This is a genomic window from Glutamicibacter sp. FBE19 (assembly GCF_015524875.1).
Lineage (GTDB): Bacteria > Actinomycetota > Actinomycetes > Actinomycetales > Micrococcaceae > Glutamicibacter > Glutamicibacter halophytocola.
Map to the genome: position 1 here is coordinate 104,306 of NZ_JACKQN010000004.1, position 20,607 is coordinate 124,912.

Here is a 20,607-nt window from a genome sequence, read left to right on the forward strand (position 1 = left end):
TAACCCCTAGAGCCTTCGTCCAAGACCCAGTGCGCATTATTGCTGTTGGCATCCACGCATTTCCAGTATTGCGATGGTTCGCTCTCGAGCAAGCCATCGATGAACCAATACGTTTTGCCGGGGTCCCACCCGGCTATGAGCGTAGCGAATTTAGCATCTACCGGCAGGCATTGTCCGGCGAGCGCGAGGTAGGCGCCGATACTCAGATGCACCCCGTCATAATTGCGTGCTACCGCTAGCCAATCTGGAATGACCCACGCACCGTCACGGCCCGTGACGTGATACCAGTCGTGGCGTTTCTGTGCAGTGACCTCGATTGGGTGATCTTGGCAGAGCTTGACCCAATGCTCCGCTGAGGAAATTTCCAGAACGTTGGAGCTAGGGGGTATGTCTACTAATCTTGTGGTTGCTTTTTTCCCACCCGAAGCCGTCTTCAACGCAAATCAAACCAACGGGTTGCGCCGTAGCGAATTCTCCGCACGTTTCCTCTAGGTACATGTTTGGCGCCGACCACCATTCACCGCCGAAATTTCCTATAGGGAGTGACTGGTTCTCCCGGGCATCACGCATTTCGGTTCGGAGCACGTGATCTTTCCACGCGATCAATGATTCAAGACCAGTCCGCTTCTTATCCGTACCAGGGGCAAGAGACCCCGCAATATCGAAATTCACCCGGTGCTGCGCTGCCATATCCAACGGGTCGAACCAATAATCTATTTGCCCCGAAGCCGCTATGTGTTTTGCGATTCTCTCCAGTTGGACGCTGAGGATCGGGGATGCCAAGACGAATTCTTGCCCATACGGTGGTTGCCAGTACATCGCCGCGTCGACGGAACTTTCCAATGCCGATTGCAACATGCAATGCTTTACTTCGAAAAGTTCGGTACGTTCAAGCAATTCGGCGAGCTTCTCTGCCCCTTCCCGCACGGTGCGCTCAATCTCAACGATCACGTCGGATGATTCGAGCCCGCGATACTGCAGGCCATCGATACCGGTTGAGGCGTAGTACATCGCCTCGTGCAAAGGATGCGGGGAAAAATCAGTTTGCGATTCGTCTTCGCCGACCGTCATGAACTCCCACAACAGTCGCCGCCCTCGCTGCCCTTGCAACAGTGCGTCAACAATCTCCATGGTCACCTCCGCTTTCCCTGGTCATAGATTGCTAAATACGCCCAAGACACCATGTAAGTATTTACGGAATCGATAATTCAACATTACCTGAGCGGGTGCTGTTATTCATCTGAGATTGACAGCGTTGGCGAAGGCCGGCCAGAGGGCCGGCAGATTGCCACCACCCCGGAGGAACGCACGTGAAATTCTTCGCTCGACCCGGCAAAACCAATCACATCACCCCGCTGCGCATCACTGCAGGAACACTCGTTGTCCTGGCAGCTTCGGCCGCTCTCACGGCCGCCAATTCCGCACCCGATCCAGAACCAGCAGCTACGACGGCCGTGGACTGGAACTCCTCAGCCTACCGGGGATCAGTCCAGGTGGTCCGTGCCGCCGGCAAAAAATCTCCAGCAGCAGGCAAGACGCTGGAAGGCGTCGTTTTCGAGGACCGCAACAAGAACTCCAAGCAGGACGCCAACGAGCCAGGACTGCCCAAGGTCACCGTTTCCAATGGCCGAGATGTTGTCACCACCGATTCGCAGGGCCGCTATGCACTGCCTGCCTTTGAGAACATGACAGCCTTCGTCACCCAGCCACGAGGCTTCCAGGTGCCAGTCGACGAAAATAACGTCGCGCAGTTCTCCTACATTCACCTGCCAGACGGCTCCCCCAAGCTGAAATACGGCGGCATTGCCCCCACCGGCGAATTGCCAGACGCCGTGAACTTCCCGCTGGCTCGCAGCGAAGCCACCCAATCCCCTGAGCAGAGCTGCGCCATCGGCGCCGATGTGCAGACCTATAACCAGCAGGAAGTCGAATACGCTCGCAAGGGCGCCTTCGCCGACCTCGCTGCCCGCACCGACTACACCGGGTGCGGGGTGCTGTTCATCGGCGACCTCGTCGGCAATGACCTGTCCTTGTTCGCCCAGACCCGCGAACTGACTTCCATGCTCAATGGCCCGGCTCGTTTTCTTCCCGGGAACCACGACATCGACTTCGACTCGCTCGACGGCGTGCACGAATTTGATACCTACCGCGCCCAGTTCGGCCCCGAGTACTACTCCTACGACACGGGCAAAACCCACGTGGTTGCCCTGAACACCATCGAGTACCCCACCAAGGTTCCTGCCAAGAGAAGCGACTACACCTACCAGCTCGGCAAGCAGCAGCTTGAATGGTTGCGCGCAGACATTGCCAAGGTGCCGAAGAACAAGGCCATCGTCCTCGCCGGCCACAGCCCATTGCTGGAATTCTTCTTCAACGATGAGCACACCACCAAAGAGGTCAAGGAAATCTACAAGATCCTCAAGGGCCGCGAAGTGGTCTCCCTGGGCGGCCACACCCACATGTCTGAAAACCTTCGCGAAGGCGATCTGATGAAGGGCTGGCTGGACGAAGTCGGCGAGGATGGCCTGCCCTTCACCCACCTGACGGTTCCGGCAGTTGCCGGCCAGTGGTACGGCGGGCGAGTCACCGAGACCGGTTACCCGACCTCCCTCCAGCAAGACGGCACCCCTCCTGGGGTGCTGACCTTGGACATCAAGAACACCAAGATCACCGAGCGCTTCACCCCAACCGGCGGTGATGAGAGCAACCAGATGGCCGTAGGCCTGAACACTCCTGCCTACCGTGATTGGTACAAGGAAAATGTCGACAAGGAATACGGCACCATCGAGGCGCTGGAGAACCCGTTGTCGGTGAGCCGCAGCGGCTTGGCCGAGGACACCTGGCTGACCACCAACTTCTGGATGGGGAGCACCGGTTCCACGGTGGCGGTTTCCATCGATGGAAACGCCCCGGTCAAGTCAACGCGCACGCAATCGCTCACCGGAGAAACCGCACGAACTGGCGCCAAGTACTCTGACCCGGTGGCTATCGCCGAGCAGTTTGTCCACGGCGGCGGACTGCCTGAGAAGACCAGCCATTTGTGGCGTCTTGAACTGCCAGATGATCTGGAAACCGGATCGCACACCGCTGAAGTGACGGCCACGGATGTCCACGGTCGTTCCTTCACCGACAAGCTCGAATTCGAAGTCACCGACTAGCAGCCAATCTGTGAACGGCGGCTGGTGCCCTGGGTGCCAGCCGCCGTTGTGCATTCCGGCTGCCTAAAGGCGGGCAACGAAGTAACTAAAGGGTCACCACGGCACAGGAACACCTAGGATGAACTCATGCGCATTGCCATTTTGGATGACTACCAGAACGTCGCTACCGACCTCGCAGATTTTGAAGGCCTGGCGAACGAGCTCAACGCCGAGCTGACAGTATTTACCGAACACCTCGGACATGACGACACAGCTGTCTGCGCTGCGCTGAAGGGCTTTGATGTCATCGTGGCTATGCGCGAGCGCACGCCGTTTCCCGCGTCGCGGTTCGAGCTGTTGCCGCAGTTGAAACTGCTGGTCACCACCGGACGGCGCAATGGCGCCATCGATCTGGAAGCTGCCATCGAGCACGGCGTCGTGGTGTCGCATACCGGCTATGTCCCCACCGACGCGGTGGAACACACCTGGGCATTGATCTTGGCTGCGGCCCGCAGGCTGGATGTAGAGCTCTTTTCCTCGAAGTCCCCTCGCTCCGAAGCCGAACCGTGGCAAACGAGCTTCGGCATGGGCCTGGCGGGGAAAACCCTTGGCGTGTATGGACTGGGGAATTTGGGTTCCAAGGTGGCGAAGGTCGGGTTGGCTTTTGGCATGCGGGTCATTGCCTACAGCCAGAACCTCACGAAGGCTCGGGCCACCGAGGTCGGCGTGGAATTGGTCTCCGAGGCGGAGCTTTTTGCCACCAGCGACATCGTGACCATTCATCTGAAACTCTCGGAGCGCAGCACCGGTGTCATTGGCTCAAAGCAGTTGGCCTGGATGCGGCCGGAATCCATTTTGGTGAATACTTCGCGCAGCCGAATCGTGCAGACTCCTGCACTTATCGAAGCCCTTGAAAACGAACGACTCTACTTGGCGGCCCTCGATGTTTTCGACACCGAGCCATTGCCGGCCAAGGACCGACTGCTGGGCACCCGTGGCGTGATTGCAACCCCGCATATTGGCTACGTAACCATCGAGCAGTTCTCGATGTTCTACCGGGACGCTGTGGAGGATATTCGAGCTTGGGCTAGCGGTTCACCGATCCGCGTGCTGAGCTAGCAACCCTGCGCCACGGCACGAAGAAGTAGTGCAGGATGGCGACGACGGCAGCCCACGCGGTTCCAATCAGCAAGCCCACCAGCACGTCCGAAACCCAATGGTGCCCAATGTAGATTCGCGATGCGCCCATGGCCAGAACAAACAACGTTGCCACGATAGCGATGAGATAGGCGTAGCGGCGCAGCCCGTAAATGATGGCCAGGTAGCCAGAGATGCCAATCAGCGCCGCGGAATTAAGCGTATGGCCGCTGGGGAACGAATAGGACAGCGGTGGCGTCGGCCCGCCTGGAATGCCTTCCGGGCGGTGCACTTGCAGGCTGGCCTTGAGCAAAATGGTCAGTCCGACAGAAACCGCTGCGGTCAGCGCCACGGCAATAAATGGCCAGATGCTTCGTGTTTTCCAGCTCAGCAGCCCGGTAATCAGCACCATGATGATGCTCATGCCCGGCGTTGATCCCCAGAAGTACAAAAAATCGGAGACCGCAAAAAGGGCCGGCGACTGGTTGTTCAAGACCCATTGATAGGCAGGTGCATCCAGGTCTGTGGCCCATCCGCCTGCATGCAATGAGACCAGCACCCGCCGGGTGAAATAGAAGATCGCGGTGACGATGCCAAAGATCATCCAGAGCACCTGCACGCCGCTTGGTTGTTTGCCTTGCGGAAGTGGTCTGGGGTTTCTCATATCCTCCATCGTATCGGTGCCTGATCCAAAGCAACCAACCGGGGAATGCGGAACAATGGAAGCATGACAATCAAGGTGCTGGCAGTAGGCAAGAAACATGAGTCGTGGGTCGATGAGGGAATTTCCCGCTACGAGAAGCGGCTCAAGAAGCCGTTTAACCTCACCTGGCAGCTGCTCAACCACTCATCGCGCGAGAACGACGCTGCCCGCACCGAAGAGTCCGCACGCATCCTGGCGAAGATTGATGATCGCGACTTCGTAGTGCTGCTCGATGAGCGTGGCAAAAACGTGGACTCCCCGGCATTGGCAAACAAGCTACGCGCCCCCATCGATGCTTCACGCAATGTCGTGATCATCATCGGCGGAGCCTACGGCGTGGATCCCACTGTGCATTCCCGTGCCGACTTCACCTGGTCCTTGTCCAAACTCGTCTTCCCGCACCAGCTGGTGCGCTTGATATTGACCGAGCAGCTCTACCGTGCCCAGGACATCTTGGCCGGTGGAAAGTACCACCACGTGTAAACCGAACTGTTGACTTTCCATTGCGGAAAGACAAGACTTTCCGTAACGGAAAGTGGGTATCATGGATTCGCCAGAAGTTCGCAGGGACCAAAAGCGCGCAGCCAAGCTGCTGCAATCTGTCGCGCACGATTCAAGGCAGATGGTCAAAGCGTCCGGGAATCCGCGTGGATTGTTCACCAGCATTGTCGCAGTCTCAGCTGTTGTCTTCACGTTGTGCCAGGCCTATCCACCCCGGGCTTATTGGCTCGTGATGCTCTATCTTCCATTGATCCTCTGGTATGCCGTGGCCCAGCGCGGTCGGGCCAAGCCGCGCTCATTGATCAATAGCCCAAAACTTCTGACGGGCGCTTACGCAGGATACTTCTTACTCTGCATTCTGCTGATCAATTGCCTCAGATTCTGGGAAGCAACCCAGGTGGAAGAAGTTCTTGCGAAGATTCTTGTCACGTTCACCAGTGCCATGTTTTTGGTGACCAAGATGCAGGCCGCCTATAACAGGGCTCGCGTCGAGGACGGCAATGACCAAGCCAACTAGCAAAGCCCACTTTGATGAATTGATCCATGCACCATTACGGTTGCGGATTTGCGCGAGCCTTGCCCCGGTCGACTGGGCAGAATTCGCGCATCTCAAACAGAATCTGGGCGTCGCTGACTCGGTGCTCAGCAAGCATCTGAAGCAACTGGGCGACGCCGGTTACGTTGATATTGAACGGTTCACGAAACTGGGCCGCAGCCACGTGAGAGTATCGCTAACCACGGCTGGCCGTCGAGCCTATGTTGGCCACGTTGCCGCGCTTCGGGAAATTACCGCAAATTAGGTAAAGGCACCGCCATCCGCGGACAGGTGGCCATGTTTAAAAGTCAGAGTCCATCCCGAGCCAGGATCAACAAGTCCTGCCGTCTTGACGGTCGCTGAAACCTGGCTCACGGGCGAAAGATCATTGCCACTGCCTGCGGAGCGGGGCCCCGAAACTGCACAGGCACGGTTGGAGCACAGGGAAGCTAAAGTGAGGTTATGGCTAGGCTCAATCCAGTAACCCTGCGCGGAAAATATGTCACTCTCGAACCGCTAAGCGAGAACCATCATGACGGGCTTGTCGATGCCGCCTGCGATGGTGAACTTTGGAATCTTTGGTACACCGCTGTGCCCCGTCCCGAAGAAATGCGCAGCGAAATCCAGCGTCGCTTATCAATGCAAGAAGCCGGATCCATGCTTCCCTTCACGACACGGCTGAATGATCCAGTGACTGGTGAACCCGGAAAGATCATCGGGATGACCACGTACTGCGACATTGACGCTGAGCTGCCACGCTTGGAGATCGGCTACACCTGGAATGCAGCCAGCGTGCAAGGAACGGGAACTAATCCCGATAGCAAGCGGCTGCTGCTGGCCCACGCATTTGAAACCCTGGAATGCGTCGCCGTGGCCTTCAGCACGCACTGGATGAATATGCAGTCCAGAGCCGCAATTGCCCGTCTGGGTGCAAAACAGGATGGCGTCTTGCGTTCAACAAGCCGTATGGCCGATGGTTCACTTCGAGACACCGTCTATTTCTCGATTATTGCCTCTGAGTGGCCCCAAGTTCGCAGCGGGTTGGATCTTCGGCTCTCGAAAAAACGCTGAGCGGACACTACGTGGCGGTCGATGATCTTGCGCGTTCGACCTTGCCAAACACCAAGAACAAGAATCAACGCCAGTGCCTACCACTGCCGTTATCTCAACTAAATCCACGTTGACCAGGTGGTATCGCGTAGCGGCCTTGCGGCGGGAGTACCACTCGATAGCTTCGCCGCCCAGGCTATGAGCTGCTGGAGAATGAAGAACATGAACAAATGCCCCGTCCCGGCCGATCCAGCCCTGCACCCAGCGTTAGCAGGCCGTTTCAGCCCAGTGCAATTCGACCCCGAATCCACTGTGACAAGCATCGAAATCGACGTGCTGTTGGAAGCGGCTCGACGTGCGCCGTCGGCTGGAAATTCACAGCCCTGGAAATTCATTGTTGCTCGACGAGGCGATGCAAACCATGAGCAAATACTGCGCCGTTTGGCGCGTAGTTCATCTCTGTGGGCTCCGAGCGCTTCGCTGCTGGTAGTGAATCTGGCACATATCTTCGTTGAAGGCACTGAAGATTGGGAGTATTCAGAGTTTGCGCGCTACGACCTTGGACAGGCAGTCGCTCATATGACAGTTCAAGGCCTATCGATGGGCTTGGCGGCTCATCAGTTCCGCGCCTTTGACCGCGACGGAATCGGCTCGGACTTCGCCGTGCCATCTCACTGGGAGGTAACGTCGATAACCGCGTTCGGTACCGCAGACCCCTGCGCAGATGAAGTAGAAGCGCCCGGTACCAGTCGAGAACGCCTGAGTCTTGATGAGATCACCTGGTCGCGATGCTGAACGTTCTGGCCCGGACAATAACTACTTTATTCACGCGGGATTTTGCTTCCTCATAGGAATTCATATCCGGCCATTCTTGAGTCAGCAATGCTCGCTAAGCATCCTCGTAGAATTCCCGGCCAATTCCGTTGCGGTACAACCGGTATCCGAACGTGAGATACGCGGTTCATTGCCCGCAGGCCGCCGACACATTGGGTTTGAGTTCGAGTGCGATTCTGTGCCGAAGTGATTCCCCTAGAGCTGCCGGCTCCAGGCAACCTCACGTTCAAGCTGGCCTGTTTCAGCAAAGAGTTGCACCTGGTGCGTCGAAGCCAGGGCCACGGCAAGATCCTTCGTGTCTGCTGAACTGAATCCAGCTTTCTGCCAAAACGGACCGGACCTGCGGCTAAACAGCCACGCTTGTTTTGCTCCAGCTTCGACAGCTCGATCCATCGCAAATTGTGCAAGTTCCAATCCGATGCCGCCGCCGCGCAGCTCGGGAGCCACCGCGACGCTTCGGATTAGTGCATGCAGGCCGTCTTCGCTGCTTTCAAATCCAGTGGTGGCGACAATGCGGTCCGTTGTTGCATCCCGCAAGATCCACAAATGCACATTCGGTGAATCAAGCCCGCTCAGCGTGAGGTCAGCGATGCGCAGGAACTCTGAAACTTCTGCACTATCGATGCCTGTTGCACGCACTAGCTCGAGCATCCTTCAACGCTACCTCTCCACGATTCGAACGCCGAAATATGACCGCGTCCCATTAGGAAGTGCTGCAGGAAGAGCCCAAGGTGCCTCCGGCGAAGGGCAGGCTCGGCCCGGGAAAAACCCTGTGCAGGAACTTCTGCGCCAGAAGCCAAAATGCGCTGGGTCTGCCAATACCCAGCGTTCGCAGGAATGCCGTTCTCGAACTGTCCTGCCGAGAACGTAGTATCGATTCCATGAGTGATGTGCTTTCCCGGTTTGGCGCGGCCACCCGCAAGTGGTTCACCGATGTCTTCTCTGCGCCCACGGTTGCGCAGAGCGGAGCCTGGGAATCCATCTCCGACGGGAAGCACACCCTGGTCATTGCGCCGACCGGCTCCGGCAAAACCCTGGCCGCATTCCTCTGGGCCCTGGACCGGCTGCATCATGCAGAACTCGATGCTCCAGCATTGCCGGGAATGGAATCCGATGCCGATCACCCGGCAGGCAATGGCACCAAAGTCCTCTATATTTCTCCGCTGAAAGCCCTCGGGGTGGACGTTGAGCGCAACCTGCGCTCCCCGCTGGCCGGCATCCGCGCCACCGCGCACGAGATGGGACTGTCCCAGCCTTCGGTTTCGGTGGGCGTGCGCTCGGGAGACACCCCGGCTAATGACCGGCGCAAGCTGCTCAAGGACCCGCCCGAAATCCTGATCACCACGCCCGAGTCCCTGTACTTGATGCTCACCAGCCAGGCACGAAAAACCTTGGCCCAGGTGCATACGGTCATCATCGACGAGGTCCACGCCATCGCCAATACCAAGCGCGGCACCCATTTGGCCTTGTCCTTGGAACGCCTCGATGCGCTGCTGCCCGCCCCGGCCCAGCGCATCGGGCTCTCAGCCACGGTGGAACCGCCCGAAGAGGTCGCCCGCTTCCTGGCAGGGTCTGCCCCGGTGAATATCGTGCGTCCGCCCTCCACCAAGAAGTGGGAACTAGCCGTGCGCGTCCCCGTGGAGGACATGACCGATCTGCCTTCGGCTGCCGGCGCCCACGATCTTGGACCGGGATCCTCTCCTGCCGCCTCGGCGAGCATTTGGCCCCACGTCGAAAACCAGCTGGTGGATCTGGTGCTGGAAAACCATTCCACCATCATCTTCGCCAACTCCCGCCGGCTGGCCGAGCGCCTCACCGGGCGGCTCAACGAGATCTATGCCGAGCGCGAGGGATTCAGCACCGAAGATGCTTCCACCTCGACCCCGGCGGCGATGATGGCCCAGGCCGGCTCTACCGCGGCCTCAAATCCGGAAGCACCCCTGCTGGCCCGTGCCCACCACGGCTCGGTCTCCAAGGACGCGCGCGCCCAGATCGAAGAGGATCTGAAGCTGGGCAACCTGCGTGCGGTGGTGGCCACCAGCTCGCTGGAACTAGGCATCGACATGGGCCTGGTGGATCTGGTCATCCAAGTCGAATCCCCCAATTCCGTCTCCTCCGGACTGCAGCGTGTAGGCCGTGCCGGGCACCAGGTAGGTTCGGTCTCCCAGGGCATCTTCTTCCCCAAGCACCGTGCGGATCTGCTCTCCACCGCGCTGGTGGTCACGCGAATGCGCCAAGGATCCATCGAGAAGATGGTCATCCCGGCCAACCCGCTGGATGTGCTGGCCCAGCAGACCCTGGCCGCGGTGGCCATGGAAGACCTGGAAGTCGAGAAGTGGTTCGAGACGGTACGCCGGTGCGCGCCCTATGAGCAGCTTCCGCGCAGCGCCTATATGGCCACCTTGGACATGCTCTCGGGCAAATACCCCTCGGATGAATTCGCCACCCTCAAACCACGGCTGATCTGGGATCGCGATGCCGGCACGCTCAGCGCCCGCCCCGGGGCGCAACGCCTCGCGGTCATTTCCGGCGGCACCATCCCGGACCGCGGGCTCTTCGGCGTCTTCCTCGCCGGCGCCGAGGATGACAAGGCTCCCAAGCGCGTGGGCGAGCTGGACGAGGAAATGGTCTACGAGTCGCGGGTCGGGGACGTTTTTGCCCTGGGCGCGACCAGCTGGCGCATCGAAGACATCACCCATGACCGCGTGCTGGTCACCCCGGCCTTCGGCCAACCCGGAAAGCTGCCGTTCTGGCACGGCGATGGGCTGGGCCGCCCGGTGGAACTTGGCTCGGCCCTGGGCGAATTCACCACCAGCTTGCTGGCCAGCGAACGCACCGAGGCATCTGCGGTTTTGCGCACCGGCGGACTGGATGACTTCGCCGCCAATAACCTCTTGAACTATCTGGGAGAGCAGCGCCGGGCCACCGGCCAGGTGCCCAACCACCAGAACTTCGTGATCGAGCGTTTCCACGATGAGCTCGGCGATTGGCGGGTCATCCTGCATTCGCCCTTCGGCCTGGCTGTCCATGCCCCGTGGGCACTGGCCGTGGGTGCGCGGGTGCGCGAACGCTGGGGACTGGATGCTTCGGCGATGGCCGCCGATGATGGCATTGTGCTGCGCATTCCGGCCATGGATGACCAAGCACCGGGAGCAGACCTTTTTGCTTTTGAAGCCGATGAAATCATCGACGTGGTCACCTCGCAGGTGGCGAATTCTGCATTGTTCGCCTCCCGTTTCCGCGAGTGCGCGGCAAGAGCCTTGCTGCTGCCCCGGATCAATCCAAGCAAGCGCACCCCCTTGTGGCAGCAACGCCAGCGGGCCAGCCAGCTGCTTGATGTCGCCCGGAATTACCCGGACTTCCCGATCATCCTTGAAACCGTGCGCGAATGCCTGAACGACGTTTATGATCTGCCGGCCCTGTCTTCGATTCTGTCCAAGGTCTCGTCGCGCGCGATCCGGCTGGTGGAAGTCACCACCGAGCTGCCTTCGCCTTTCGCCCAGTCCCTGCTCTTCGGCTATGTTGCACAGTTCCTCTACGAATCCGACGCACCGCTGGCTGAGCGCCGCGCGGCAGCGCTGAGCCTGGACCCGGTGCTGCTTGGTGAATTGCTAGGCCGCAATGATGTGCGTGAAATCCTGGATCCTCAGGTCATCACCGGGTTGCAGGAACAGTTGCAGTACCGGGCGGAAAACCGGCGCCTGGCCGGCATGGAAGGCGCAGCCGACCTGCTGCGCTTGTTGGGCCCGTTGGCTATTGAACAGCTGGCCACTCGGCTGCGTGATCCGAATGATGACAGCGCGCCGCTGGACCCAGCAATGGCCCGGGAACATGCCGAGGCCCTGGTTGCCACCCGGCGGGCCTTTACCCTGCGCCACGGCGGGTCCTTGGCCTACGCGGCGATCGAGGATGCCGGCAAGTTGCGTGATGCCCTGGGCACCCCGTTGCCCACAGGAATTCCTGCCGCATTCCTGGAGCCAGCGACGGACCCCATCCAGGACCTCATCTCGCGCTTCGCCCGCACCCATGTTCCGTTTACGCTCACTGAAATTGCCGCCGAGCTTTCACTCGGCGTTGCGGTGCTGCGGCCCATACTCGACCAATTGGTAGCCGCCGGCCGGCTGTCGGTCGGCGCGTTCCGCCCGGTGGAACTTGTTCCCGAAGGCATTAGCGGTGATGAATACTGCGATGTCCAGGTGCTGCGCACCATCCGCACCAGGTCCTTGGCCGCCCTCCGCGCCGAAGTGGAGCCAGTTGACCAGAACACCTACGCCCGGTTCCTTCCTGCTTGGCAGCAGGTGGGCTCAACGCTCAGCGGCGCTGACGGCCTCTATGAAGTCGTCGCCCAGCTGGCCGGGGCCGAGGTGCCTGCCTCGGCGCTGGAATCCTTCATTCTTCCTGCCCGGCTCAAGGGGTACCAGAGCTCTTGGCTGGATGAGCTGTGCAGTGCAGGAGATGTCCTGGTGTGCGGTGCCGGTGCGGCCGGAGGCAAGGATGGCTGGTTGTCATTGCATACCGCCGAACACGCCGCGCTCTCCCTGCCAGCACCTGATTCCAGCGATTTGCAGGCACTGGATCTGCGCGTGCTCGAAGCCTTTGAATCAACAGGCGCCTACTTTGCCGAGGAGCTCGCCGCCCGGATCCACCATCCCGATAAGCCTCCAGTGAGCGCCGTCGATATTGCGGAGTCATGCTGGCGGCTTTTCTGGGCGGGTTTCATTTCTCCCGACACTCTGGCACCGATTCGCGGTTACCTGGCGGGCGGAAGCACTGCGCACAAGATTGCCAAGCCGGCGCCGCGGGCTCGGGCTGCCAGGCTCAATCGCCTCTCGGGTCTCAACCGCTTGGCCCAGGACCACGGGGGATCCCCCATGCGTGGCCCGCGTGGTTCTGCACGCTGGTCACTGCTCCCCCAGCCGGTGGCAGATCCAACCATTTCAGCCCATGCCACAGCCGAGATCATGCTGGAACGCTACGGAGTGCTCACCCGCGGCTCGGTCGCGGCCGAAGCAGTGCCCGGAGGTTTCGGCCAGCTCTACCGGGTCCTGTCCAAGCTGGAAGAAGCCGGTCATGCGCGGCGGGGCTATTTCGTCGAAAAACTGGGGGCCGCCCAGTTTTCCACTTCCACCACCATTGACCGTTTGCGCGCTTATCAGCTTTCCGATGACCCGCGCCGGCAGCCTGTGGCCCAGGTGCTTGCGTCGACCGACCCGGCGAATCCCTACGGTGCGGCGCTGGGCTGGCCAGCCACGCAAACCGGGCATCGCCCAGGGCGCAAAGCCGGGGCCATTGTGGGCTTGCTGGATGGCCAGCTGTGCTTCTATCTGGAGCGCGGCGGTCGCACCGTGTTGACCTTTGCCCAGTTGGCTGAAGAGTCGTGGAACATTATTGCCACGCATTTGGTGGCAGCTCTGCGCACGGCCAAGGTGGAGAAGATCGCCATCGCTACCGTGGACGGACAACCAGTCCTGGATCATCCGGTGGGAACCGCACTATTGGCCGCGGGATTCTATTCAACGCCGCAAGGCATTCGTTTCCGGCGCTGATTGACCGGCAGAAAGAAGAGCTCTCATGCCCGAAGGGGATTCCGTCTATCGTGCCACTGCCCGGCTTCATCAGGCGCTGGCAGGGCAAACACTGTTGTCCTCGAACTTTCGAGTTCCAGCCTTGGCGACAACAGATCTCACGGATTATTCAGTGCATGAAGTAGTTCCGGCCGGCAAGCATCTGCTGATGCGATTGCGTCCCCCTGCTGCTGGGTCCTCCGGGTTCGCCGCTAAGCCGCTGACCTTGCATTCGCATTTGCTCATGGAAGGCCGTTGGGATCTGTATGCGGACAACGAACGCTGGAAGAAACCGGCTCACACCGCACGCGTAGTGCTCAAGACCCCTGCGGTGACGGCCGTGGGCTTCGATATTGCACAGGTGCGTTTGGTGCCCACCGAGCAAGAAAACGACCTCATCGGCCATTTGGGCCCTGATCTGCTGGGTGCGGATTGGGACCCGGAGCTTGCCGCAGACAACCTGCGCCGCAATCCGCGCCAAGGCATCGGCCAAGCATTATTGGATCAACGGATCATGGCCGGCGTGGGGAATGTGTACCGTTGCGAGATCCTGTTCCTCCGCCGTTTGCATCCGCTGGTTGAAGTCGGGCAGATCGCTGATCTGCCGGCAGTGGTGAATCTGGCTCATCGGCTTCTGACAATTAATAAGGACCGGCCACGGCGCGTCACCACCGGCCAAGAACGAACCCGGGAACCTCTCTGGGTTTATGGGCGTGCCGGAAAACCTTGCCTCCGTTGCGGCAGCCCCATCGCCATGCTCAAGATTCCTTCCACCCCAGAAGGCGCCGAGCGGGATTGCTATTGGTGCCCGCATTGCCAGCCGGCGGTCTGAAGTCCTGGCGCCGGGATGAAAGAATAGCCCTTATGGCTATGGAATCCCCGCTCCCTGTTCGCAATGGTGTTAATGCAACCCGATTGCACCTTCCGCACAATGGAGCGTGGGCCACCGTCGCCGAATATCTCCTGGAGCGCTTCGGCCATGTGGACCCCGAAGGCATCCTGCGGCGCTTCGACAACCAAGAAATTGTCGGCCTCGGAGGAGTGCCGCTAGACCGGCAGACTCCCATGGGTGAGCATGAGTTCATTTGGTACTATCGTTCGCTTCCGGTAGAAACGCCGATACCTTTTGAGGCCAAGATCCTGCATCAGGATGAGCACCTGCTGGTAGTTGATAAGCCGCATTTTTTGCCAACCACCCCCGGTGGCCGGTTCATCCAGGAATCGGCTTTGGTGCGCCTGCGCAACCAGACCGGCATCGATGATCTTGTGCCGATGCATCGGCTGGATCGGGCCACCGCTGGCGTGATTCTTTTTGCGGTCAACCCGGAAACCCGTGGCGCCTACCAAATGCTTTTTGAACGCCGTGAAATCAGCAAGCGCTACAAGGCCGTCGTTGCACTGCAGCCCGGCCCCGGGCTGGAAACTGGCCGGGTTCTCCAGCCCAACGGCGAACACTCGCTGGTCAAGGACACAACCCAATTGCATGATCTGCTTGGCCAGATGCCCCTGATTTACGAAAATCGGATGTCCAAGGTCAAAGGCCAGTTGCGATCCATCGTCGAGGACGGCGCACCGAACGCGAAGACCTATATTGATGTTGAATCCGTGGGCTATAGCGCCGGCCACCATGCAGGTTTGGAGGTCGCGTTGATGGATCTCAAGCCGCATTCGGGCAAGACCCACCAGTTGCGCGTTCACCTCGCCTCCCTGGGCCTGGGGATTATCAATGATGCCTTTTACCCGCGCTTATGGGATTTGGCTCCGGATGATTATCAGCGCCCGCTCCAGCTGCTGGCGCACACCATTTCCTTCACCGATCCGCTGAGCGGAATTGAGCGCAGTTTCAGCTCGGCGCAGCAGCTCGCCGAAGCTCCGGCGGCCTAGCCGGGGTTTCTGTTCGCCAGCGAAGTACCCTAGGCTGTTGCTGATAACTCAGCAATCGTTAGGGACTCCAGCATCATGTCCGAGCAGCATCCGACCCCACCGCTCAATTCACTGATGGAGTCCGGCCAGCAGGCCGCGCCCGCGCACTCCGCCGAGCACGAGTCCGTGCTGCCCTACCCGGCTCCGGATCACCGTCCCAATCCCGAGGTTGAGCCGTTCGACATGATTCGCGGCTGCCTATTGGCGGCGGCATCCTTGCTATTGCTCGTTACTTCGCTGGTGTTTTCTTCCTCCATGAACGGGCGCGATCGCATTAGCCTGCTTGACAGCAGCGCGGTTCCGGCGGTGATCTGGCCAGCTGCGGCAGTCTTCTTGCTGGCCAGCGCCATGTTTTCGCTCCGCAAGGATCAGTGCTCGGCCCGCCGCCAGCGAGTGGCCAGCCTTTATGCGATCAGTGCCGCTGCCTTGTGCTCCTGCGCGATCGTCCTTGCGGCTGGATTTCTTCCGGCCGCTGCGGCAATAGTCGCTACGCTCGCTTCGCTCTTGTCCCTGTTCGGGGTTCACCAGCTGAATCGGCTGACGGCACGCACCAAGGCCGAACGCTGGCTTGGTGATGCGCCCCTGAGTTTCCTTGCTGGTTTTTCCATGGCGTACACGATGCACCTCTGGTTTGCCGTGGCAGGCTGGAACGATCTCAGCCATTCCTTGCCGGTTTCCCTGGCAACTGCTGCGGTGTCCTTGGCAGCCGCCGGATTTGCGCAGACCGGGCGCGGGCGCCACGCCCTGGCCAGCGGTTTTGGCATCGCCATGATTGCCGCGGCCATCAACGGGTGGCTCTCGGAGGCGACCGCATTGTGGGTGAGCGCGATCTGCATTCTGATGTCCTTGCTGGTATTCCTGATGGCCGAAAACCGCCGGTTCCGGATAAGCCACGCAGAACACCGGGCCCAGCGCGGCAAGCCCGTGGAATTCTAGGGCCTGCCGCCGCGTCGTTCCTAGCGAGGGGCCATGCGGATGGCGCCGTCCAGGCGGATGGTTTCGCCGTTGAGCATCGGGTTGGCCACGATATGCTCCACCAGCGCCGCATACTCGTCCGGGCGTCCCAGGCGCGAGGGGTGCGGCACCTGCGCCCCAAGGGAATCCTGTGCCGCCTGCGGCAGGGAATCCATCATCGGGGTGTGGAAAATGCCAGGCGCAATAGTCATCACCCTGATCTGGTGGCTGGCCAGCTCGCGAGCCAAGGGCAAGGTCATTGCTGCCACAGCCCCCTTGGAGGCGGCATAGGCAGGTTGTCCGATCTGGCCATCGAAAGCCGCTACCGAGGCGGTATTCACGATGACTCCGCGTTCGGTCGTCCCGTTGTTGTCGGTCAGCGCTTCACTGTGCACCATGGATTCGGCGGCGAGGCGCAGTACGTTGAAGGTGCCATTCACATTGATATCCAGCACCTTGGAGAAGCGTTCCAGCGGCAAAACGCCGTCGCGGCCCAGCACCTTGCCCGGGGTAGCAACTCCGGCGCAATTGACGACAACGCGCAGCACGCCAAGTTCCTTGCACCGCTCGATCGCGGTGGCGACCTGCTGCGGGTCGGTGACGTCGGCCGGGGCATAGCGGACGTTTGATCCGATCTGCGCCGCGATTTCATCGCCGTCATCGCGGGGAAGATCCACCACGAGAACGTGCTTGGCCGTGGCGGCGAGTTTCTGGGCGGTGGCCCGGCCCAAGCCCGAAAGTCCGCCAGTGACCAGCGCGACCGAATCCTGCAACTGCATGCTTACCCCTTTGTAGTCAGTACACTTATCCGCCAGCCTACTGCCGTGCCAGCTGCGGCAAAAGCAGCCCAAGGGTCCAGAGACAAAAAATTGCCGGATGTTCGGCAAGAACATCCAGCAATTTTTGTGCCCAGAATCGAACTAGTGCTTTTCAGCCGCAGCTGGTTGGGCGTCGAGGCTCACCAGGTCCTTTTTGCCGCCAAGCAGGAACCCGATGATGATAATGCCGACGCTGCAGCCGGCACCGATCAAGAAGCCAGGCTGGAAGCCGTCCACTGCAGCGGTCACCTGATCGCTGCCCGAGGCCAGCCTTGAGGCGGTGGTCGATGCAACCACGCCCACGAGCAGCGCGGTGCCCATGGCGCCGGCCAGCTGCTGCAGGGTGGAAAGCAGTGCCGAACCATGCGAGTGCAGGTGGTGCGGCAGCGGGTTCAGCGCGGTGGTGAACGCCGGGGTGAAGATGAACGCCAGTCCCAAGCTCATCACCAGGTGCAGCACGACCAGCAACCAGATGGGGGTGCTTTCATCCAGGATCAGCGCATAGCCCAGCAAGGAAGCCAGCAAGATGATGGCACCCGGAACGATCAGCGGGCGAGCACCTACGCGGTCGTACAATTTGCCAACCATCGGAGCCATGATGCCCATGAGCAAACCGCCGGGAAGCATGATCAGGCCGGTGGTCAAGGTTTCGATCCCCAGCACATTGGTGAAGAACATCGGCAGCAGGATGATGACACCGAACAGGGAGATCATCGCGAACATCATCAGCAACAGCGAGAGCGTGAAGTCCTTGAAGTTCAGCGGCCGCAGATCCAGCAGGGCCTTGTCTTCCTTCTGCAACCGCAGTTGCAGGAAGACGAAGGCGGCCAGGCACAGCAGTGCAATGACCAGGATGCCAATGTTGACCGGGCTGACCCCCGCGGACAGCCGGCTCAGGCCGAAGACCAAGCCGCCGAAGGCAGGGATGGCCAGGATGACCGAAGCGGCCGACAACGGGGTGGATGCGCCGTCCACCTCGGTGGACAAGCGCGGAGTGCCGATGACCAGGGCAGCGATCGCGATCGGGATGATCACGATGAACATGAAGCGCCAGGACAGGTACTGCAAGATCAGCCCGGACAGCGTGGGGCCGATGGCCGGAGCCACCGAGATCACGATGGACACGTTGCCCATCAGCACACCACGGCGTTCGGCCGGGACAAGGTGCAAGATGGTGGTCATCAGCAACGGCATCATGATGGCGGTACCGCAGGCCTGGATCACGCGGGCGACCAGAAGGACGGTGAGCCCCGGTGCCGCAGCGGCCAGGATGGTGCCCAGGGTGAACAGGCCGATGGCCAGCACAAATACATTGCGCACGCTCAGCCGTTGCAGCAGGAATCCGGTCATGGGAATGACCACTGCCATGGTGAGCATGAAGATCGTAGACAGCCACTGGATGGCGTCCGGGGTGACGTCGAATTCATGCATCAGAACGGGCAAGGCCACATTCATGATGGTCTCGTTCAAGATGACCACGAAGCTGGATACGATCAGCACCGCAATCGTGGTGAAGTTCTTTTTGCTCAGTCGTTCTGGAGCGTTCGTCACGGCAGAATTCTGCTTCCACGAGTAATTGAAAAGGGGATGTGCTTTCCGAGGCCCGCATCGAACGCACAGGCAAGGGATTGGGATAGCTCAATCAATTTTATCCGGAGAACTCCAGCGGCACTAGAGCGGGCTGGCAGCCAATTGGTGAGTTACGCAACACAGATACAGCTTCATGGATCAAATGGGGTTTGTGTACGAAGATAGAAGCATGAACGTGCGCACCCCAGATCCTTATCCCGGATGGCTTTCTGATGAAGATCTCTATGAGGCGCGCCAGCGCCTGCCAATGCTCTACGTTGAAGCGATTCCAGTTCGCCTCGACCCGCTGGGCTACGTGAATGAAGTAGGGCTTCTGCTGACCGGCGACGACGACGGGCGCATGCTGCGAACCTTCGTTTCCGGACGCGTGATGTACCGCGAAACAATTCGCGCTGCCCTGATTCGGCACATCGAAAAGGATCTGGGCACCTTGGTGCTGCCGCAGCTTCCTGCTTCCCCGGTTCCATTCACCGTGGCGGAGTACTTCCCGGCTCCGAGCGAAACGGGCCTGACCGATGACCGCCAGCATGCGGTGTCCATGTGCTACATCGTCCCGGTGCGAGGCGAGTCCTCTCCGCGCCAAGACGCGCTTGAACTGACTTGGCTTTCGCCTGCGGAGGCGTTGAGCTCCGACATCCAGGGCGAGTTTGCCGGCGGCCGTGAAAATATTCTCCGCCAGGCATTAGCCCACGTAGGCGTGAATATCTAAGTTCAGCTTCCGCTCTTGGGAAGCAGGCCCTGCTTGCGTTTGAGGACCAGGCCGAACCAGCTTCCCAAGAGCACGCCGAGCATGCCCACGGCGCAGCCGATCAGGGTTTCGACCACACGGTCGTACATCACTGCGCCACTGAGCCCGGTCCCCAGGGATATTCCCACCAGCGCCATTGGCGTAATGAAGACCTGTGCCAGGAAGTAATTGCGCATCACCAGCAACTCGGCCAGGAATTGGCAGACTGCGATCACGGCCAATAAGATCCAAACCTGCGGGTTGAGCCAGATCAGCAGCGCCATCAAGATCATGCCCACCAGGGTGCCAAGCACACGGTGCACACCACGGCGGATTCGCAATCTGGTGGTGTGTCCAACCAGCGGCACCACCGCGGCCACCATGGCCCAATAGTTGTGGCCAGCCGATAGCTGGGATCCCACGGTATTGGCAAGAATTCCGGCCACCCCGGCCGAAAGTATGTAAAACAGCCCTTCCCACCAGATCGCCTTGCGCACGTTGTCGGAAAGCGGCGGCAAGGGGGTCCTCTGCCAGAGATTGGCCCACTGCCCCAGGGCTCCTGCCGACCCAATGACCAAGGCCAGCAAGATAGTCAGTGCAGCCACCAGCAGGGCTTCGCCCATCGGCGCCGGATGGGGGATCGAGGCAATGGCCGCAAAAGCGAAGATGTGGAACAGGGAACCGCCTGGGCGCAATCGCATTAAGCCAACAAGCACCGAGCAGATGCCGGCGACCAGGGTGGTTGCACCGACAATCTGCCACTTCATCACCTCTGGAATTTCATGGTCAATCCACCAATATGAGGCGGACAGGGCCACTGCGATGACGACAAAGAACAAGAGCCCCGAGCGAATCTGCATCCGCAGGCGGTTCCAGTAGCCATCAACTCGGCCGTAGACACCGGTGAAGGCGCCGAAGACCGCGAAGACCACGAGGTCCAACCGGTCGATGGCAAAAAGGGTGATGAGCGGCGCAAAGATGCCGATGCCGGTGCGCAACCCAATCCAGTGGTCCTTGCGGGCCGGGCCGAGCGTGATCAGCGCTTTGGTTGATTCCTTCAGTTTCTCCAGGCCCACAGTTTCCTTCCGTCGCGTTGGACACAACGCACATCTCCCATTATTCGCTCATTGCCTT

At 60.1% G+C, this 20,607-nt stretch carries 18 protein-coding genes; 12 read left to right on the plus strand and 6 right to left on the minus strand.

Annotated features, from left to right (window positions below):
• Window positions 1–378 precede the first annotated feature (378 nt).
• A complete protein-coding gene (locus tag H6F58_RS08710) occupies window positions 379–1,131 on the minus strand; it encodes a hypothetical protein (protein ID WP_194943756.1) in 753 nt (250 codons plus the stop codon).
• 179 nt (window positions 1,132–1,310) lie between these two features.
• Between H6F58_RS08710 and H6F58_RS08715 the strand changes: the two genes are divergently transcribed.
• Window positions 1,311–3,158: a calcineurin-like phosphoesterase family protein gene (locus H6F58_RS08715; protein ID WP_060700523.1), complete on the plus strand. Its 1,848-nt coding sequence runs from the start codon at window positions 1,311–1,313 to the stop codon at window positions 3,156–3,158.
• A 126-nt stretch (window positions 3,159–3,284) separates the two neighbouring features.
• Window positions 3,285–4,256, plus strand: coding sequence for a D-2-hydroxyacid dehydrogenase family protein (locus tag H6F58_RS08720; RefSeq protein WP_060700522.1), 972 nt, complete (start codon window positions 3,285–3,287; stop codon window positions 4,254–4,256).
• On the opposite strand, the gene H6F58_RS08725 is transcribed toward H6F58_RS08720, so the two are convergent.
• The gene (locus H6F58_RS08725; protein WP_171919580.1) at window positions 4,225–4,938 is read right to left on the minus strand and encodes a phosphatase PAP2 family protein; all 714 of its coding nucleotides are present in this window, start codon (window positions 4,936–4,938) and stop codon (window positions 4,225–4,227) included. The two genes, H6F58_RS08720 and H6F58_RS08725, sit on opposite strands and share 32 nt — an antisense overlap.
• Before the next feature lie 63 nt (window positions 4,939–5,001).
• On the opposite strand from H6F58_RS08725, the gene rlmH reads away from it, so the two are divergent.
• The 5 genes from rlmH (at window position 5,002) to H6F58_RS08750 (ending at window position 7,858) form a co-directional block, all read left to right on the plus strand.
• Window positions 5,002–5,460, plus strand: a complete 459-nt coding sequence (gene rlmH, locus H6F58_RS08730; RefSeq protein ID WP_171919581.1) for a 23S rRNA (pseudouridine(1915)-N(3))-methyltransferase RlmH — start codon at window positions 5,002–5,004, stop codon at window positions 5,458–5,460.
• A gap of 61 nt (window positions 5,461–5,521) precedes the next feature.
• Window positions 5,522–5,995, plus strand: coding sequence for a hypothetical protein (locus tag H6F58_RS08735; protein WP_146277587.1), 474 nt, complete (start codon window positions 5,522–5,524; stop codon window positions 5,993–5,995).
• Window positions 5,979–6,278 carry a transcriptional regulator gene (locus H6F58_RS08740; RefSeq protein WP_146277585.1) on the plus strand — a complete coding sequence of 100 codons (300 nt, stop codon included), beginning with the start codon at window positions 5,979–5,981 and terminating at the stop codon, window positions 6,276–6,278. The genes H6F58_RS08735 and H6F58_RS08740 overlap by 17 nt, the downstream gene beginning before the upstream one ends.
• Window positions 6,279–6,475: 197 nt before the next feature.
• Window positions 6,476–7,084 carry a GNAT family protein gene (locus tag H6F58_RS08745; RefSeq protein WP_060700519.1) on the plus strand — a complete coding sequence of 203 codons (609 nt, stop codon included), beginning with the start codon at window positions 6,476–6,478 and terminating at the stop codon, window positions 7,082–7,084.
• A gap of 201 nt (window positions 7,085–7,285) precedes the next feature.
• A complete protein-coding gene (locus tag H6F58_RS08750; protein ID WP_060703267.1) occupies window positions 7,286–7,858 on the plus strand; it encodes a nitroreductase family protein in 573 nt (190 codons plus the stop codon).
• A 234-nt stretch (window positions 7,859–8,092) separates the two neighbouring features.
• Here the strand turns inward: H6F58_RS08750 and H6F58_RS08755 are convergent, their stop codons facing one another.
• Complete coding sequence (locus tag H6F58_RS08755) at window positions 8,093–8,548, minus strand: GNAT family N-acetyltransferase (RefSeq protein ID WP_060700518.1); 456 nt, start codon at window positions 8,546–8,548, stop codon at window positions 8,093–8,095.
• 230 nt (window positions 8,549–8,778) lie between these two features.
• On the opposite strand from H6F58_RS08755, the gene H6F58_RS08760 reads away from it, so the two are divergent.
• From H6F58_RS08760 to H6F58_RS08775, 4 genes are all read left to right on the plus strand, one after another.
• Window positions 8,779–13,443, plus strand: coding sequence for an ATP-dependent helicase (locus tag H6F58_RS08760; protein ID WP_171920192.1), 4,665 nt, complete (start codon window positions 8,779–8,781; stop codon window positions 13,441–13,443).
• A 25-nt stretch (window positions 13,444–13,468) separates the two neighbouring features.
• On the plus strand, window positions 13,469–14,293 hold the full coding sequence (locus H6F58_RS08765; protein ID WP_146277582.1) for a DNA-formamidopyrimidine glycosylase family protein: 825 nt from the start codon (window positions 13,469–13,471) through the stop codon (window positions 14,291–14,293).
• Window positions 14,294–14,331: 38 nt separating this feature from the next.
• Window positions 14,332–15,345 carry a pseudouridine synthase gene (locus H6F58_RS08770; protein WP_171918679.1) on the plus strand — a complete coding sequence of 338 codons (1,014 nt, stop codon included), beginning with the start codon at window positions 14,332–14,334 and terminating at the stop codon, window positions 15,343–15,345.
• 75 nt (window positions 15,346–15,420) lie between these two features.
• Window positions 15,421–16,320: a hypothetical protein gene (locus H6F58_RS08775; protein ID WP_195181594.1), complete on the plus strand. Its 900-nt coding sequence runs from the start codon at window positions 15,421–15,423 to the stop codon at window positions 16,318–16,320.
• Between the two features lie 20 nt (window positions 16,321–16,340).
• Here H6F58_RS08775 and H6F58_RS08780 read toward each other — a convergent pair whose 3' ends face one another.
• Together H6F58_RS08780 and H6F58_RS08785 are read right to left on the minus strand one after the other, a co-directional pair.
• Entirely contained in the window at window positions 16,341–17,117 is a 777-nt protein-coding gene (locus H6F58_RS08780) for an SDR family NAD(P)-dependent oxidoreductase (RefSeq protein WP_171918653.1), read from the minus strand.
• Window positions 17,118–17,258: 141 nt separating this feature from the next.
• Window positions 17,259–18,707: an MDR family MFS transporter gene (locus H6F58_RS08785; protein ID WP_171918654.1), complete on the minus strand. Its 1,449-nt coding sequence runs from the start codon at window positions 18,705–18,707 to the stop codon at window positions 17,259–17,261.
• Between the two features lie 208 nt (window positions 18,708–18,915).
• Here H6F58_RS08785 and H6F58_RS08790 point away from each other — a divergent pair, with 208 nt between their 5' ends.
• Window positions 18,916–19,455, plus strand: a complete 540-nt coding sequence (locus H6F58_RS08790) for an NUDIX hydrolase family protein (protein ID WP_060700512.1) — start codon at window positions 18,916–18,918, stop codon at window positions 19,453–19,455.
• Between the two features lie 2 nt (window positions 19,456–19,457).
• Here the strand turns inward: H6F58_RS08790 and H6F58_RS08795 are convergent, their stop codons facing one another.
• The gene (locus H6F58_RS08795) at window positions 19,458–20,549 is read right to left on the minus strand and encodes an FUSC family protein (RefSeq protein WP_257745841.1); all 1,092 of its coding nucleotides are present in this window, start codon (window positions 20,547–20,549) and stop codon (window positions 19,458–19,460) included.
• Window positions 20,550–20,607: the final 58 nt, after the last annotated feature.

Excerpts from the sequence above, each read along its gene's own strand:
- H6F58_RS08710 (WP_194943756.1), bottom strand. The coding sequence starts at position 1,131 with ATGGAGATTGTTGACGCACTGTTGCAAGGGCAGCGAGGGCGGCGACTG.
- H6F58_RS08720 (WP_060700522.1), top strand. The coding sequence starts at position 3,285 with ATGCGCATTGCCATTTTGGATGACTACCAGAACGTCGCTACCGACCTC.
- H6F58_RS08725 (WP_171919580.1), bottom strand. The coding sequence starts at position 4,938 with ATGAGAAACCCCAGACCACTTCCGCAAGGCAAACAACCAAGCGGCGTG.
- rlmH (WP_171919581.1), top strand. The coding sequence starts at position 5,002 with ATGACAATCAAGGTGCTGGCAGTAGGCAAGAAACATGAGTCGTGGGTC.
- H6F58_RS08735 (WP_146277587.1), top strand. The coding sequence starts at position 5,522 with ATGGATTCGCCAGAAGTTCGCAGGGACCAAAAGCGCGCAGCCAAGCTG.
- H6F58_RS08740 (WP_146277585.1), top strand. The coding sequence starts at position 5,979 with ATGACCAAGCCAACTAGCAAAGCCCACTTTGATGAATTGATCCATGCA.
- H6F58_RS08745 (WP_060700519.1), top strand. The coding sequence starts at position 6,476 with ATGGCTAGGCTCAATCCAGTAACCCTGCGCGGAAAATATGTCACTCTC.
- H6F58_RS08750 (WP_060703267.1), top strand. The coding sequence starts at position 7,286 with ATGAACAAATGCCCCGTCCCGGCCGATCCAGCCCTGCACCCAGCGTTA.
- H6F58_RS08755 (WP_060700518.1), bottom strand. The coding sequence starts at position 8,548 with ATGCTCGAGCTAGTGCGTGCAACAGGCATCGATAGTGCAGAAGTTTCA.
- H6F58_RS08760 (WP_171920192.1), top strand. The coding sequence starts at position 8,779 with ATGAGTGATGTGCTTTCCCGGTTTGGCGCGGCCACCCGCAAGTGGTTC.
- H6F58_RS08765 (WP_146277582.1), top strand. The coding sequence starts at position 13,469 with ATGCCCGAAGGGGATTCCGTCTATCGTGCCACTGCCCGGCTTCATCAG.
- H6F58_RS08770 (WP_171918679.1), top strand. The coding sequence starts at position 14,332 with ATGGAATCCCCGCTCCCTGTTCGCAATGGTGTTAATGCAACCCGATTG.
- H6F58_RS08775 (WP_195181594.1), top strand. The coding sequence starts at position 15,421 with ATGTCCGAGCAGCATCCGACCCCACCGCTCAATTCACTGATGGAGTCC.
- H6F58_RS08780 (WP_171918653.1), bottom strand. The coding sequence starts at position 17,117 with ATGCAGTTGCAGGATTCGGTCGCGCTGGTCACTGGCGGACTTTCGGGC.
- H6F58_RS08790 (WP_060700512.1), top strand. The coding sequence starts at position 18,916 with ATGAACGTGCGCACCCCAGATCCTTATCCCGGATGGCTTTCTGATGAA.